We start from the raw sequence: 15,345 nt of genomic DNA, 5'->3' as shown, positions 1-15,345 counted from the left end.
TCGTAGTAACAAACAATCGAACGCCTCCCCGCTTGGGGAGGTCTAAAAGGAATTGAGGCATTATGGCTTACAGTACTTTTAACCAGAACAAAAATGACCAACTGAAGGAACCAATGTTCCTTGGTCAATCAGTGAACGTAGCTCGTTACGACCAGCAAAAATTCGAGATCTTCGAAAAGCTTATCGAAAAGCAATTGTCTTTCTTCTGGCGTCCAGAAGAAGTTGATGTATCTAGCGACCGTATTGATTACAACAAGCTACCTGACCATGAGAAGCACATCTTCATCTCAAACCTGAAGTACCAAACGCTGCTTGACTCAATTCAAGGTCGTAGCCCGAACGTTGCGCTACTTCCTCTGGTTTCTCTACCTGAGCTAGAAACTTGGATCGAGACTTGGTCGTTCTCTGAGACGATCCACTCTCGTTCTTACACGCACATCATCCGTAATATCGTGAATGATCCAAGTGTTGTATTCGATGACATCGTAGAAAACGAGCACATCCTTAAGCGTGCGAAAGACATCGCGCATTACTACGATGACCTGATCCAAGCGACAAACGACTATCACCGCTACGGTGAAGGCGAACACGTTCTTAACGGTGAAACGGTTAAAGTTAGCCTGTACGATCTGAAGAAGAAATTGTACGTCTGTTTGATGTCAGTGAACGCACTAGAAGCAATCCGCTTCTACGTAAGTTTCGCATGTTCATTTGCTTTCGCTGAACGTGAGCTTATGGAAGGTAACGCGAAAATCATCAAGCTCATCGCTCGTGATGAAGCGCTTCACTTGAACGGTACTCAGCATATGATCAACCTGCTACGTAACGGTCAAGATGACTTCTCTTTCATGCAAATCGCTGAAGAAGCAAAACAAGACTGTTTTGACCTATTCAAAGAAGCGGCAGAGCAAGAGAAAGAATGGGCTGAATACCTATTTAAAGATGGTTCAATGATTGGTCTAAATAAAGATATCCTTAGCCAATACGTTGAATACATTACAAACATTCGTATGCAAGCGGTAGGTCTACCAGCAGCATACCCTGAAGCAACTTCAAACCCTATCCCATGGATTAACGCTTGGTTGTCATCGGATAACGTTCAAGTTGCACCGCAGGAAGCAGAAATCTCTTCTTACCTTGTTGGTCAGATTGACAATGAAGTAAGTGCAGACGACTTCGAAGGATTTGAGCTGTAATGCCAAGCATCAAAATCAACAAACTCGTTAGCATTGAGTCTAATCCATCTAACACAATTTTGGAGACGATGGAGCAAGCGGGCTTACTACCTGAATACAATTGCCGTGACGGACACTGTGGTGCATGTCGCTGTAAATTGGAATCAGGTGACGTGGAGTATGTTGGTTTTGCAATGGCGTATACTCAGCCAGACGAAATTCTGCCTTGTATTTGCAAAGCGAAATCCGAAATTTCGCTCAGTGGTGTGAATTACGCGATGAAAGAAAAACGCGCATAAACGCCACCAGCCAGTACAAAAAAGCCAAGGCAATCGCCTTGGCTTTTTACTATTTATTTTTACTGTCTACTTTTACTATCTAAACAGCTCGACATCCTTTTAAAGAGCACTGCTCGGAATGTGCATTTCTTTAATCTTTTCCAAGAATGCGTATTGAGCCGACATCGGCTTGCGTTCTAGATAACGGCGTAGCATATCCAGTGCCGCAGCACTGATGACTTTAACCTGATCATCTTGCTGATATTTTCTTGAAAGTTTGTATAGGGCGCCCCACTCTCCTGTTGACGTGGAAAGAGCAACAGAGAAAATGCCTTCTTCAATTTTTCCCGTAACTAAAGCCAAGTCGGTGGCGCACTTTTCACGTGTCGCACCAGCTAGAGCAAACGTCGCTGCTAGTGGGTCCCCTTCATCTGCAATGGTTTGATTGTTTCCTGATAGAAACCAACCGTGACCGAATTGCTCAGCGACTTTTTCATCACTATTTAGCCAATACGTTAAATACCCTGCACTGCTTTTCTCCGACACCGATAGTGTCAGCGCTTTATCTGTTAGTAGCTGACCGACATGTTCAACCATAGGTACATCGACACTTACAGAATTGGTTTCAAGGTGCTTATGGATCATCTGCATCAACTTCATGCGTTGCTCAATATGCTGAGATGGACCAAACAGTTTCACTTCGATAAAGGGTAAGTAAGAGCGATAACCCAGCTCATAACCAGGCGGAAGCTTCATTTGGTCAAGCTTGTCCGATATACCAGATTCAGACAGACCAAACGTATAAATTCGGCTACAAGATGCACTTTCTACTTCAGGGAAGAGTTTTTTCAAATCTGGCAGAATTTGCGTCTCTGCCATTAACTTAAATTCACTTGGTACACCTGGGGTGAAATAGAACACCGCATCATTGATCAGCATTTTAAAGCCACAAGCCGTGCCAATCGGATTATCAACAATTTGTGCCGTTTCCGGTAGCATAGCTTGCTTGAGATTGCTATCCGGCATTGGGATACCACGACGGGCATACATCGCCTCTAGGTGTGCTAACCAGTCTTTAAATAACACTAATTTGCAATCTGCTGCTTTCGCTGCTGCCGCTGCGCTCATGTCATCTGTGGTTGGTCCTAAACCACCATTCACGATCACCACGTCATTATTGAAGCTGAGCATCAAAAACTCTTCAATCAAACTCGATTGTTTATCACCAACGGTCGAGCGCTTCGTTAAGCCAAATCCATGTTGATAAAATAAGCTCGACAGCCAAGCTGCATTTGTATCAACAATATCACCGTGAAGGACCTCTTCACCGGTACTTAGCATAGCAATTTTCACAACTGACTCCTGAAAATAGGCAAAATCCACATTTTTTCGACATTGTGCCTATATCGTTTTCATTTTATTGGACTAATCTCATAGTTAATTTGTTGAGATTAAATGTAGGTCAAGTATTTAAATGGCTGTTCTTTTAAGGGATAATTGTGAGCCCGATCATCAAACCAACAACTCGGAGACCTTCGTGTCAAAATCATCCATGTTCAAGAAAACTCTAAGTGGTCTTGTTCTGACGGCATCTGCTACCGCAAATGCAAGCCAGTACGATATGAGTAACCATATTGAGTTCTCTTACACGCCTGATTGCCTGTCAGGTTACTGCGAAACGACCACTCTGTATAGCTTCGAGCCACAAAATCGTCGCTTTGCGATGGGACTTGATAACGATGATTCTTTAAATCTCGACGCAGGCCTTCAACCGAAGCATATGATCGTGCCAAAAGACAAAGATTGGGACTATCTTATGGGTCAAACTTACACCATTCTTGGTTTGAGTGTGGCTACGGTAGGTTTGATGACTTTATTGCCTGAGAGCATTACAAAATGGGACGAAGAAGATCGTGACATGAGTAAGCTAGGCAGCAAGTGGAAAGACAACGTTTCAAGCGGTCCAGTATGGGACCGAGATGAGCACTTTCTAAACTACGTCATGCACCCTTACTTCGGTGGTGTTTACTATACGGCTGCGCGCCACGCTGGCTATAACGAATTTGAATCCTTCTTGTATTCTGCGACCATGTCGACGTTCTTCTGGGAATACGGTGTAGAAGCTTTTGCTGAAATCCCATCATGGCAGGACTTGTTTATTACTCCATTCTTTGGTGCTGTAGTGGGTGAAATGATGCTAACAGCGGAACAAGACATCGTTGCCAATGGTGGTGAAGTAATGGGCTCAGAAACCGTTGGGGACGTTTCTCTATTCTTCCTCAATCCAGTCGGACACATTCACTACTGGGTATCAGATGCATGGGGCGGTAGCGCAGAATTCCAATTCAGTTCATCACCTTGGTTTGGCAACCAAGACGCAGCGAAGTTTGCGATGGATTCCGGCGCAAGCTACGATAACGTCTTCTACGGTTTTGAAATGAAGGTCACCTTCTAAAACCAAACTGTTAAATAGCAGCCTGAGGGCTGCTTTTTTTGTGCCCCAAGCATAGTTTTTATTATTTGCATCACGAATTAGCGTCAAAAATTGACCTTTATCAAACCTAACCCTCCTCCAGCACCTACACTGAATTTAAGGACTAATTCCAATAACTTAAGTTTTAAACCTTAAGCTCAAATAACTATAGCGATACGTCTAACCGTGCCGCGTCCAAACCTTATTCCGGGAGGGGACCATTATGAACACTGTGTTTATCGTTAATTTCGTCGGTCAGGCATCACCAGCGACCATCAAACAGCTTGCAGCGGTTACCCATGAAAACGAAGGCAAATGGCTGATCAGTAAAGTGAACTTTATTGAGGATCAGGTTGCCGGCGTGATCAAAATCGAGCTACCAGAGGAAAATGCCAACACAGTGAAAGAGGCGTTCTCTGCTTGCCAAACCCTCATCGTAAAATTCGTTGATTCCGAGCCTCACTCTCACCGCGAAGATACGGTCTTTCAGCTTCGTCTGGACGCCAATGATCGTGCAGGCATCGTCAACGAAATCACCCACGTGCTCGATGGACAAGGCATTTCGATTTTAGACATGGATTGTCAACGAGTGTTTATCGCCGGTGGCGGAGGTGTAAGTTCAAGCTTGTTTAGCGCTAAGATGGCAATCAAGTTGCCGAGTGAACTGGAAATTGATGATGTAGCGAATGAGTTAGAATCGCTCAGCGAAGATACTCGTGTGATTGTCGAAAGCTGATCTTAAGCCCAAAGCACTCGGTAAACCTAAGCAATGCATAATAAAAAAGAGCAGCTCATCGCTGCTCTTTTTACGTTCAATCAAATGAAAAGGTGATTACTTCACTGTCCATTGAGACAGAGAACGTTTGAAGTCTGAATAATCAAATTCGTTCAGCTTTTGAATTTCACCATTTGAACGTTCACAGTATACCGACGGCATACGTAGACCGTTAAACCAGTTCAGTTTCACCATGGTGTAACCCGCACTATCTAGAATGTGCAGACGCTGTCCGATCTCCAGTGGTTGCTCAAAGTTCGCCACACAGAACTGATCACCAGCTAAACAAGAGCACGAGCCAATGACGTATTCATGTGCACCATTTTCTGCTGCTTCAAGAATCGATGCTGGCTCGTTATAAATCAAAGTATCTAAGCGGTGTGCTTCAGTTGCTGAATCCACAATCGCAGTCTTCTTCACGTTCTCAACAATGTCTACCACAGTCACGACAAGATCCGTCGTTTTAGTGATGATTGCCTCACCCGGCTCTAGGTACATTTGTACGCCGTGCTTTTCAGAGAAAGCTTTCAGTGCAAGCCCCAGCTTTTCGATATCGTAGCCCGGCCACGTAAAGAACACGCCGCCGCCCATGCTAACCCAATCCAGCTTATCGAGATACTCGCCAAACTGCTCAGAGATCGAATCCAGCAGACCGATGAATGCGTCCACATCTTTGTTCTCACAGTTCATGTGGAACATCACACCATCAATGCCATCGAAAATTTCCGGCTTGATGTGGTCAGCTTGTACGCCTAGACGAGAAAACTGACGTGCAGGGTTCGCCAAGTCTTGACCTGCATAGCTTACACCCGGGTTTAGACGCAAACCAATCGACGCTTTACCTTCAACAATATGGCGGTAAGCTGCTAACTGCGACTGAGAGTTAAAAATCATCTTGTCGCAGATATCTGCTACTTCACGTACGTCATCCTCGCTGTAGCCAACACTGTAAGCATGAGTCTCTCCACCAAAGGTTTCATAACCAAGCTTCACTTCAAAAGGACCAGAGCTGGTTGTACCGTCTAAGTAAGGCTTGATAATGTCGAATACGCCCCATGTCGAGAAACACTTCAGTGCCAACACTAACTTCACACCAGAGATATCTTTTAGCTGTTTTGCCTTCTCTAGATTCTCAATCAATTTGTCTTCATTGATCATGAAGTATGGGGTTTTAAGTTCGTTTTGTTGCATGTTAATACCTTAGATCCCCTCATAAAAATGAAGGAACTATAAAACCGAACAAAGCCGATGCGATCGCACCGGCTTAGATTGATGATTAAAATAAGCGCAGCTTGCACTGAAACTTCTAATCGAGTTTAGGATGCACGCGTTGTTTGTAACAATTAACGCGCACACCTCAAAACACGATAAAAAGAAATCGTTAGTGTAAGTGCCTTACTTGTTCAGTTCGTGGATAACTGGAAGCCCCTGACCTGCTTCTAATTCCTGAACATGCCAATCTAGACCAATTGTTGGCATTGTTTCTAGGAACGGATCTGGGTCTAGCTGTTCCATGTTGAACACGCCTTTGTCAGCCCATTTACCACGGAAGAACTGCAGCGCTGCTGTAATCGCAGGAACACCCGTCGTGTAAGAGATCGCTTGATGTTCAACGTCTTCGTACGCGACTTCATGATCTGCGTTGTTGTAGATAAACACGCTACGCTCTTTGCCATCTTTCTTACCTTGAACCCAAGTACCGATACACGTTAGACCTGTGTAGCCCGGTGCTAGAGATGTTGGGTCTGGCAATAGCGCTTTTAGTACATGCAGAGGTTGAACGACTGTACCATCGTGCAGCGTTAGTGGATCTGGGCTTAGTAGACCAATATCTCGCATTACATTGAAGTAGTTTAGGTAACGATCACCGAAACCCATCCAGAATTCAATGCGTTTTGCTGGGATGAATTCTTTCATCGAACGAACTTCATCGTGCGCCATTGAGTACACTTTGTGAGAACCACAGTTCGGGAAATCGAACTCTAGCATACGAGAGTGACAAGGTACTTGTTTCCACTCTTCGTTTTCCCAGTAGAATGAATCACCTTGGATCTCTAGCATGTTCGTTTCTGGGTCAAAGTTGGTCGCGAACTTCTTACCGTGGTCACCCGCGTTAACATCCATTACATCAATCGTATCGATTTCGTCAAACAGATGCTTCACAGCGTACGCTGCAAATACCGAGACTACACCTGGATCGAAACCAGCGCCCAGGATACCTGTGATGCCCGCTTCCTCGAACTTCTCACGGTAACCCCATTGCCAATCGTAAGCTTGTGGTACTTGCTGACCTTCAGAACATAGGTCAACCGCTACTGATGTGTCTAGGTATGAAACTTTTGCTCGGTAACACGCTTCCATGATTGGCATGTTAACCCACGGAGGACCCGCGTTGATGACAAGATCCGGTTTTACTTCTTCAATAAGAGCAACCAGAGAATCTACGTCGTCAGCGTTCACTGCACGCGCTTCTAGTTTCTTAGCTGAATCTTTCAGGTTGTTTTTCTTCTGAATCGACTCGATGATCTTCTCACACTTACCAATAGTACGTGATGCGATTGTGATATCACCCAGAACGTCGTTATTTTGTGCTGCTTTATGTGCAACAACCCAGCCAACGCCGCCTGCACCAATCTGTAGAACTGCCATAGTTTTCCGTTACCTTTATTAAACTAGCTCAACTGCTAGCGTGTTGATTTTCAAGAGCAAAGATTCAAAGTCCGCTGTCGTCAGACAAGGATTCAAAATCGTAAATTTAAGAGCGGTCTTACCATCAACGATGGTTTCACCGAGAACTGCGATACCGCGAGTCAACGCTTCAAGACGCAACGCTTTGTTTAGTTCATCTAAATCTGCAGATGCGTTGTTTGTGCGTACATTGGTTGCGCGGAATAGAACCGTAGAAAGTGCCGGCTCAGCCAAAAGCTCAAACTGATCGTGTGCACGAATCATCTCGGCAACATCTTGAGTTTGTACCAACAGGTGATCGTACATATCGCCCAGCGCTTTAGGACCCACGTTTTGCATCGTCATGAACACTTTCAATGCATCAAAGCGCTTCGTGGTTGCAATAGATTTGTCTACCAAGTTTGGTAGCTCATCGTGTTCTCGATTCAGATAGTCAGCATGATGAAGTAGGAACTTAAAGTTCGACTTGTCGTTCACCAGCAACGCGCCACAACTGATTGTTTGGTAGAACAATTTGTGGAAATCGACACTAATAGAGTGCGCACGCTCTACACCTTTCAGGCGAGATTTGTGACTGCTTAGAATCAGTGCGCCACCGTAAGCGCCATCAACGTGCATCCACATCTCGTGCTTCGCTGCCATATCAGCAATGAAATCAAGGTCATCAATTGCGCCGTGGTCAGTCGTACCCGCCGTGCCAACAATGGCGAATGGGATCAGACCTTCTGATTTCGCCTGTGTTAGAACCTGATCTAACTGAGTAACGTCCATTGTACCGTCGGCGTTCGCAGCGACGGTCATCACTGCTTTCTCACCCAGTCCCATCCAAGATGCTGACTTTTGAACCGTGAAGTGTGATTTCTTAGAACACACAATGCGCAGTTTGTCTGCGTAATCAGGAAGACCCAGCTTTTGGATTGAGTGACCACTTAGCTTGTGTGCAATCCAGTCACGCGCCAACATTAGCCCCATTTGGTTGCTTTGCGTACCACCACTGGTGAAGATGCCGTCGCCCTTCTCACCCAACTCATACTTGTCACACAACCAATTAATCACTTTTTGCTCTACGTAAGTCGCAGAGGAAGCTTGATCCCATGAATCCATAGATTGGTTTAGCGCCGCAATCATGGCTTCTGCCGCAACCGCTGGCATGAGAGGAGGGGTATGTAGATGCGCAATACAATCTGGGTGCTGGGTGAAAATCGCATTCTTCGCAACAAGCTCAGCAGCTTCATCGATGACAGACTTTAACGACGCATTTTTGTTGTCTAGATCGACTGCATTAATCGCCGCTTCCAGCAACTGAGGGTTCATACCAGAGTATGGTGCGTTCACTTGTTCGAACACCGATTTCATTACAGCGGTAGTGTGATTCATAACCGACGCGAATTCGGCACCACCAAGTTCACCAGTTTGAATAAAGTGCTTTTTCCATTCTTCTTGTGGTGCAGTTTCAATATGACTGCCACCCGCTGCAATAATCGCTTCTTCGAGTACGCGAAGCGCAAAGTCGATTTGCTCAAAAGAGATAATAAGAGGTGGAAGGAAGCGAATTACAGAGCCTTCACGACCGCCCTTTTCAACCATCAAGCCGCGCTCAAGCGCCGCACGTTGAATAGCAAGTGTCAATTGACCATCAGCTAGAGGCTCACCAAATTTGTTCAACTCGCCATTTGGATGCTTAATCTCAACACCAAGCATCAAACCTTTGCCACGAACATCCGCGATACAGTTAACGCGTTTTTGAATGCTCTCAAGACCAAAGCGTAAATACTGACCAGCGACGTTCGCATGTTCAACAAGGTTGTCGCGCTGGATGATTTCTAGTGCTTTTGCACCTGAGACCATTGCCAATTGGTTACCACGGAAAGTACCGGTGTGCTCACCTGGCTTCCATGTATCGTGTTGTTTGTTGATCACCAGTAGTGACATAGGTAAGCCACCACCGATTGCTTTAGACAAACATAAAATATCAGGAACAATGCCCGCTTCTTCGAATGCGAAGTTGTAACCTGACTTACCAACACCGCATTGAATTTCATCGAAGATCAACAAGATACCGTGATCATCACAAATACGGCGTAGTTCACGTAGCCAGAATGCAGGCGCAGGAATAACACCACCCTCACCTTGGACTGGCTCCACAATGATCGCTGCCGGCTTCATGATACCCGCTTCATCGTCGTTCAAGAGACGCTCGATATAGCGGATGCTCGCTTTCGCACCCTCATCACCGCCAAGCCCAAATGGGCAGCGTAGGCTGTATGGGAATGGCATAAAGTGCACATCTGACATCAATCCAGTACGGCGAGCTTTGGTACTCAAGTTCCCCATCATACCCATGGTGCCATTTGTCATACCGTGGTAGGCTCCGCGGAAAGCAAACATGGTGTTACGACCCGTGGTTTGCTTCGCTAATTTAATAGCCGCTTCAACGGCATCCGCACCCGAAGGACCACAGAACTGAATCACGCAGTTGTCGCTTAGCTCTTGAGGAAGGAAGCCTTTAACAGACTTAATAAAATGTGTTTTCGCAGACGTTGCGATATCCAGAGTCTGGTACGGCAAACCAGAATCTAACTGCTCTTTTAACGCTTGGTTGATTTCCGGGTGATTGTAACCCAGAGCCAACGTACCCGCCCCAGCAAGACAGTCTAGAAAGATTTGACCACGCGTATCTTCAACCAAACAGCCGTAAGCTTGTTTAATTGCGATTGGCAAGCGACGTGGGTAAGAACGTACTTCCGATTCATGCTCTGCTTGTTCGATAAGAACTTGATCAGGCGTTAAATCATACGTTCCTTCAACAACTGGAACCTGAGACGAAAAGTAATTTGCGATAGTGTTATCGACTTCAAAGGCAGTGCTCATACTACATAATCCCTTGAATTATAAAGATTCTCTTTCCTGTATTTATTCTCGTTAGTATTAAATAACAGGATATACAGATACACCTCCGCATTCGTCATTTTCTAAACGACAAATACAGATAACCCGTCACGACAAGCGCGACTTTTTATTTTGATTGGAGAGTAATCAAGGTTCCGTAATGCACCCGTTTTGTAAAACAGGACATTTCGGCAGTATGAAGCTGATTAGTGTGTGTTTGTTTAAAGGTTTCAATGTTGGGTTTCCCATTAACATGCTGTTTCTTACAGCACTAGTATCCCGTCTATCGACAAATGGCTTTGCCGATACCTACCCTACGTAGTGTCACAATCAGCTTGAATGGTCACTACGCGTATCCCCCAGAGAATCAAAGTCGTAATAATACGCTCCGAGATTGCGCGCGAATTTATCACAAAATAAAATCTTCTGGCAATATCTTTTCACAGGTTGCATATTGACTGAGATCACAATCACAGCAAACGTTTACTGGACTAATTTACCTCAACATTGATGTGCATCGCAGAAGGTCTTCTTAACCTCGACAGAAAAGTAAACGCATGAAGGTGATTAGTTGAGGCTGTATTTCGTGCGTAGAAAGAGCAAGGAAATTCAGGATAAATAAAGTACGCGGCAGAGGTATCTATGCCAGCATGGAAGGAAAGAAGAAGCTCAGAGAAAAGAAAACAACAGAAATGAAAAAGCCCAGCATTTATGCTGGGCTTTAAAATCTGGAGCGACACACGAGGTTCGAACTCGTGACCTCAACCTTGGCAAGGTTGCGCTCTACCAACTGAGCTAGTGTCGCAGATTTGAGATGGTGCCCCGGGCCGGACTTGAACCGGCACAACGCGAACGTCGAGGGATTTTAAATCCCTTGTGTCTACCAATTCCACCACCAGGGCACACAAATATTCTTTGTGATGCCTTTACAGAAAAGTAAAACACCATCTGATACCGCTAATTGCCATATCATTTTAATTTGGAGCGACACACGAGGTTCGAACTCGTGACCTCAACCTTGGCAAGGTTGCGCTCTACCAACTGAGCTAGTGTCGCATTTATTCTCGAAAGTCATTCACTCTCAAAAGAATAATGGAGGCGCCTCCCGGAGTCGAACCGAGGTCCACGGATTTGCAATCCGCTGCATAGCCACTCTGCCAAGGCGCCTCATTTGTGAAGAAAGCTTAACTTTTCTCACCACCCTTTCAAGCTTTGCTCTCTTGGGTACGGGATGCATTCTACGGATTCGAGCGATCGAGTCAACACTATTTTTATTTTTTTAAATCGTTTGACCAGAATTTGTGCGAAAGACGGTAAATTGATTAGTTTTGATACTGAAACCACACCAAATACACTTGTTTATCATGAATATTGGGCTTCTCCACCGCCCTATCTCTTTGGGGGATTTTCTATTTCAAGTGTTGATAATCAAAGCCATAAACCATCGCCAAGTGCTGACAGAACAAAAACAAGACTTAGATCACATAAAATTCACTCATAAAATCGAGATAGAAAAAAAGCAGGCGATAGAGCCTGCTTTTTAAAATGCTATTTGTGATGGATTGTTTTAATGATGTTCTTCATTAAGGAGATCATCTTTCGCCGCAGCTAAGTACTGAACCATTGACCAGTACGTCAGGAAGGTTGCTACATATAAAGCACCAAAGCCAAGCCACACCATCCAATCATCGTAACGCCAAATCAGTACCCATAAAGCGAACATTTGCGATACCGTTTTTACTTTACCAACCCAAGAAACTGCGACGCTGGCTCGTTTCCCGATTTCTGCCATCCATTCACGCAATGCAGAGATAATGATTTCACGCGCTATCATTGTTACAGCTGGGATAGTCACCCAAATGGTGTGGTAATGCTCCGTGATCAAAATCAACGCTGTTGCTACCAGAACCTTATCTGCTACTGGGTCAATGAAAGCGCCAAAACGCGATGTTTGACCTAGCTTACGAGCCAACATACCGTCGAGCCAATCAGTAAAACCTGCGACCCAGAAAACCATTGCTGCTGCAAACGGCGCCCAAGAGTAAGGTAGATAGAAAACAACCACGAAAACTGGGATTAGGAACAGTCTTAGTAGAGATAGAATGTTCGGGATATTCAAACGCATTTTATTATTCTCTTACACATTGCGGCTTAATGTTGCGGGATTTTCCTTATTGTTTCAATGCTTGGAAAATAATTTCTGCCAAAGAGTGACTAATTCCCGGTACTTTGGCGATTTCTTCGACACTTGCACGCTTTAATTCTTGTAAACCACCCATGTATTTGAGCAAAGCTTGACGGCGTTTTGGTCCAACCCCTTCAATTCCCTCTAAAGCACTGGTACGACGCGTTTTTCCACGTTTCGCTCTGTGCCCTGCAATGGCATGGTTATGGCTCTCATCTCGGATGTGTTGAATGAGGTGCAATGCTGGAGCATCGCTTGGCAAGTTAAATTCATCACCATCTACGGTAATTAAGGTTTCAAGACCTGGCTTACGGGTTACCCCTTTCGCAATACCGATCATGGTCGGACGCTTAGGCCAATCACCCCAATATTGAGCAATGATTTCGTGCGCTCGATTCAACTGCCCTTTACCACCATCGATAAAGATAATGTCAGGAATCTTCTCTACATCGAGTTGCTTCGAATAACGACGCTCCAATGCTTGCCCCATCGCTGCGTAGTCATCACCACCAGTAATTCCGGTGATGTTGTAACGACGATACTCTTGCTTAACTGGACCTTCACTGTTGAAAACCACACAGGAAGCAATAGTGCTCTCACCCATCGTATGCGAGATATCGAAACACTCCATTCGAGCAATAGTTTCCATCCCCAAAACTTCCCGCAGCGCTTTGAAGCGTTGGTTAATGGTCATCTTGTGATTAATTTTGGTCGTAATGGCAGTAAGCGCATTGGTATTGGAAAGTTTTAGATAACGACCCCGTGACCCCGTCGGAGAGGTATGGAACTGAACCTTACGACCTGCCACTTCACTCAGAGCTTGTTGGATAGGCTCTATATCGCCACCCAATTCTTGATTCAAAATAATACGAGAAGGAATGGTACGTGCCTCGTTATGGCTCAGATAATACTGAGTAAGGAAGCTATCAAACACTTCTTGTTGACTTGTATTTTGTGGAATCTTTGGGAAATGGCTGCGACTGCCTAGCACCTTACCCTGACGAATCATCAAAATATGGATACAAGCAATACCGTTTTCTTGGGCAAAGCCAAGTACATCCATATCATCCATGCTGTCTTCTGAAACGTACTGTTGTTCTTGTACACGTCGAATCGCTTGGATCTGGTCACGGAATTTGGCTGCGTCTTCAAAACGAAGCTGTTGGCTTGCCACTTCCATCTTTTCAATAAGCTGCTCAAGTACCTGTTTATCTTTACCCTGCAAAAACAAACGAACAAACCCCACCAGCTCGTCGTATTCTTCATCAGAAATAATCGTGCTCACGCACGGACCTGCACAGCGACCAATTTGATACATCAAACATGGGCGCGTTCGGTTGGAATACACGGTGTCTTCACACTGTCGAACAGGAAGCGTTTTCTGCAATAAGTGCAAGGTTTCTCGTACTGCGCCCGAATCCGGATACGGTCCAAAGTATTCACCTTTGCGTTTTTTCGCACCACGATGCATAGAAAGTCGCGGATGTTTGTGACCGCTGATAAAAATGTACGGGTACGATTTATCGTCACGCAGAAGTACGTTGTATTTCGGTAGATATTGCTTGATATAGTTGTGCTCAAGGATGAGCGCTTCCGTCTCGGTATGGGTCACCGTGACGTCAATCTTGGCAATATTACTGACGAGTGCACGTGTCTTCTCACTGTCGACTTTCTTGCGAAAATAACTGGAGAGACGCTTTTTGAGGTCTTTGGCTTTGCCGACATAAATAACAACAGCCTCGGCGTTGTACATTCTGTAAACGCCGGGCTGATGAGTTACTGTCTTGAGAAAGGAAGCCGAATCGAAGGGTTGATTCACACTAAAGGGTCTCGGTGTCCAGCATTCCGTGGCGGATCGCTAAGTGTGTTAACTCAACGTCACCATTGATGTCCAATTTGCTAAACAGACGGTAGCGGTAGCTGTTGACTGTTTTTGGACTTAAATTCAGTTGTTCAGAAATATCCGTAACTTTCTGCCCTTTGGTGATCATCATCATGATCTGCAGTTCGCGTTCAGATAGGTCTTTGAATGGGTTTTCTGAGGCTGGTGAGAATTGACTCAATGCCATCTGTTGCGCGATCTCAGGCGAGATGTAACGCTGCCCACTGTTAACCACACGAATTGCGTTAACCATTTCATCAGGACCTGCACCTTTGGTTAGGTAACCAGAAGCACCCGCCTGCATCACTTTAGTTGGGAACGGATTTTCCGTATGAACGGTTAATACGATGATTTTTACATCAGGATTCACGCGAAGAATCTTTTTAGTGGCTTCCAAGCCGCCAATTCCTGGCATGTTCATATCCATTAAAACGACGTCTGCATGATTACTGCGACACCATTTTACTGCTTCTTCACCGCTGTCAGCTTCTCCTGCTACGTTCATTCCACGGACGTCTTCAATAATACGTCGTATCCCTGTGCGAACCAGCTCGTGATCATCTACAAGGAAAACATTTATCAAACTTGTATCTCCACACTTTTATTGGCTCTGCACCCACATAACTTTGGTCAATGTGGATATCAGTATGAGTGCCTATATACTAACGCATAAGACAAAAAATTGCTTTCTATGAATATGTGCTTAAACGCAAAGTTTGGCAAGAACTTATTCATAAACCACTCTATTATTTGAGTGTGCTCTGTGCAAAGCCGAATTTTAAGACAAGCTAATTAACAACATAAACTCCAATAAATCAAGCAACTAGATTTCACTTTGCTCAGCGAAACGCAATATCACCTATAAATGGTTATTCCATAAGCGGGTTATCTCTGCTTTTGTACTCCCGCAACACGTCCTTTTAACCTGCGAAATACAACCACTCTATTTCACTGGTTATTTTTACAGTTCTTAATGATAGAATACGTGCTTCATTGATTT

At 44.8% G+C, this 15,345-nt stretch carries 11 protein-coding genes and 4 tRNA genes; 4 read left to right on the top strand and 11 right to left on the bottom strand.

All coding sequences use genetic code 11. From position 1 onward, the window contains the following. The first annotated feature begins 62 nt into the window (after positions 1-62). Both nrdB and yfaE read left to right on the top strand, forming a co-directional pair. Entirely contained in the window at positions 63-1,196 is a 1,134-nt protein-coding gene (gene nrdB, locus OH459_RS19210) for a class Ia ribonucleoside-diphosphate reductase subunit beta (RefSeq protein WP_005445097.1), read from the top strand. Further along, on the top strand, positions 1,196-1,474 hold the full coding sequence (gene yfaE / locus OH459_RS19205) for a class I ribonucleotide reductase maintenance protein YfaE (RefSeq protein ID WP_005445095.1): 279 nt from the start codon (positions 1,196-1,198) through the stop codon (positions 1,472-1,474). Before nrdB ends, yfaE begins: the two co-directional genes overlap by 1 nt. A gap of 99 nt (positions 1,475-1,573) precedes the next feature. Here yfaE and OH459_RS19200 read toward each other — a convergent pair whose 3' ends face one another. Next, positions 1,574-2,806, bottom strand: a complete 1,233-nt coding sequence (locus tag OH459_RS19200) for a CinA family nicotinamide mononucleotide deamidase-related protein (RefSeq protein WP_269988134.1) — start codon at positions 2,804-2,806, stop codon at positions 1,574-1,576. 199 nt (positions 2,807-3,005) lie between these two features. Here OH459_RS19200 and OH459_RS19195 point away from each other — a divergent pair, with 199 nt between their 5' ends. Both OH459_RS19195 and OH459_RS19190 read left to right on the top strand, forming a co-directional pair. Next, on the top strand, positions 3,006-3,908 hold the full coding sequence (locus OH459_RS19195; RefSeq protein ID WP_005445090.1) for a DUF3943 domain-containing protein: 903 nt from the start codon (positions 3,006-3,008) through the stop codon (positions 3,906-3,908). 241 nt (positions 3,909-4,149) lie between these two features. Then, positions 4,150-4,662: a glycine cleavage system protein R gene (locus OH459_RS19190; RefSeq protein WP_005445081.1), complete on the top strand. Its 513-nt coding sequence runs from the start codon at positions 4,150-4,152 to the stop codon at positions 4,660-4,662. A 96-nt stretch (positions 4,663-4,758) separates the two neighbouring features. Here the strand turns inward: OH459_RS19190 and nspC are convergent, their stop codons facing one another. From nspC to uvrY, 10 genes are all read right to left on the bottom strand, one after another. After that, positions 4,759-5,892 (bottom strand): carboxynorspermidine decarboxylase, encoded by a 1,134-nt coding sequence (gene nspC, locus OH459_RS19185; protein ID WP_017189453.1) that lies wholly within the window; start codon positions 5,890-5,892, stop codon positions 4,759-4,761. Positions 5,893-6,096: 204 nt separating this feature from the next. Beyond that, a complete protein-coding gene (locus OH459_RS19180) occupies positions 6,097-7,350 on the bottom strand; it encodes a carboxynorspermidine synthase (RefSeq protein WP_005445078.1) in 1,254 nt (417 codons plus the stop codon). A gap of 18 nt (positions 7,351-7,368) precedes the next feature. Then, positions 7,369-10,260: a pyridoxal phosphate-dependent class III aminotransferase gene (locus OH459_RS19175; protein ID WP_269988133.1), complete on the bottom strand. Its 2,892-nt coding sequence runs from the start codon at positions 10,258-10,260 to the stop codon at positions 7,369-7,371. A gap of 747 nt (positions 10,261-11,007) precedes the next feature. Then, positions 11,008-11,083: transfer RNA gene (locus OH459_RS19170), tRNA-Gly, on the bottom strand. Positions 11,084-11,093: 10 nt separating this feature from the next. Then, positions 11,094-11,180: transfer RNA gene (locus OH459_RS19165), tRNA-Leu, on the bottom strand. Positions 11,181-11,258: 78 nt separating this feature from the next. Then, a tRNA-Gly gene (locus OH459_RS19160) sits at positions 11,259-11,334 on the bottom strand. Between the two features lie 37 nt (positions 11,335-11,371). Beyond that, a tRNA-Cys gene (locus tag OH459_RS19155) sits at positions 11,372-11,445 on the bottom strand. 400 nt (positions 11,446-11,845) lie between these two features. After that, complete coding sequence (gene pgsA / locus OH459_RS19150; protein WP_005445072.1) at positions 11,846-12,403, bottom strand: CDP-diacylglycerol--glycerol-3-phosphate 3-phosphatidyltransferase; 558 nt, start codon at positions 12,401-12,403, stop codon at positions 11,846-11,848. Between the two features lie 46 nt (positions 12,404-12,449). Further along, on the bottom strand, positions 12,450-14,282 hold the full coding sequence (gene uvrC, locus OH459_RS19145; RefSeq protein WP_026138235.1) for an excinuclease ABC subunit UvrC: 1,833 nt from the start codon (positions 14,280-14,282) through the stop codon (positions 12,450-12,452). A gap of 1 nt (position 14,283) precedes the next feature. After that, positions 14,284-14,928 carry a UvrY/SirA/GacA family response regulator transcription factor gene (uvrY, locus tag OH459_RS19140; protein ID WP_005434947.1) on the bottom strand — a complete coding sequence of 215 codons (645 nt, stop codon included), beginning with the start codon at positions 14,926-14,928 and terminating at the stop codon, positions 14,284-14,286. Positions 14,929-15,345: the final 417 nt, after the last annotated feature.

Source organism: Vibrio sp. MM46, assembly GCF_027587135.1.
Taxonomy (GTDB): Bacteria; Pseudomonadota; Gammaproteobacteria; order Enterobacterales; family Vibrionaceae; genus Vibrio; species Vibrio harveyi.
The sequence above is the reverse complement of the archived record's forward strand: the minus strand, read 5'-3'. Positions and strand labels throughout refer to the sequence as shown.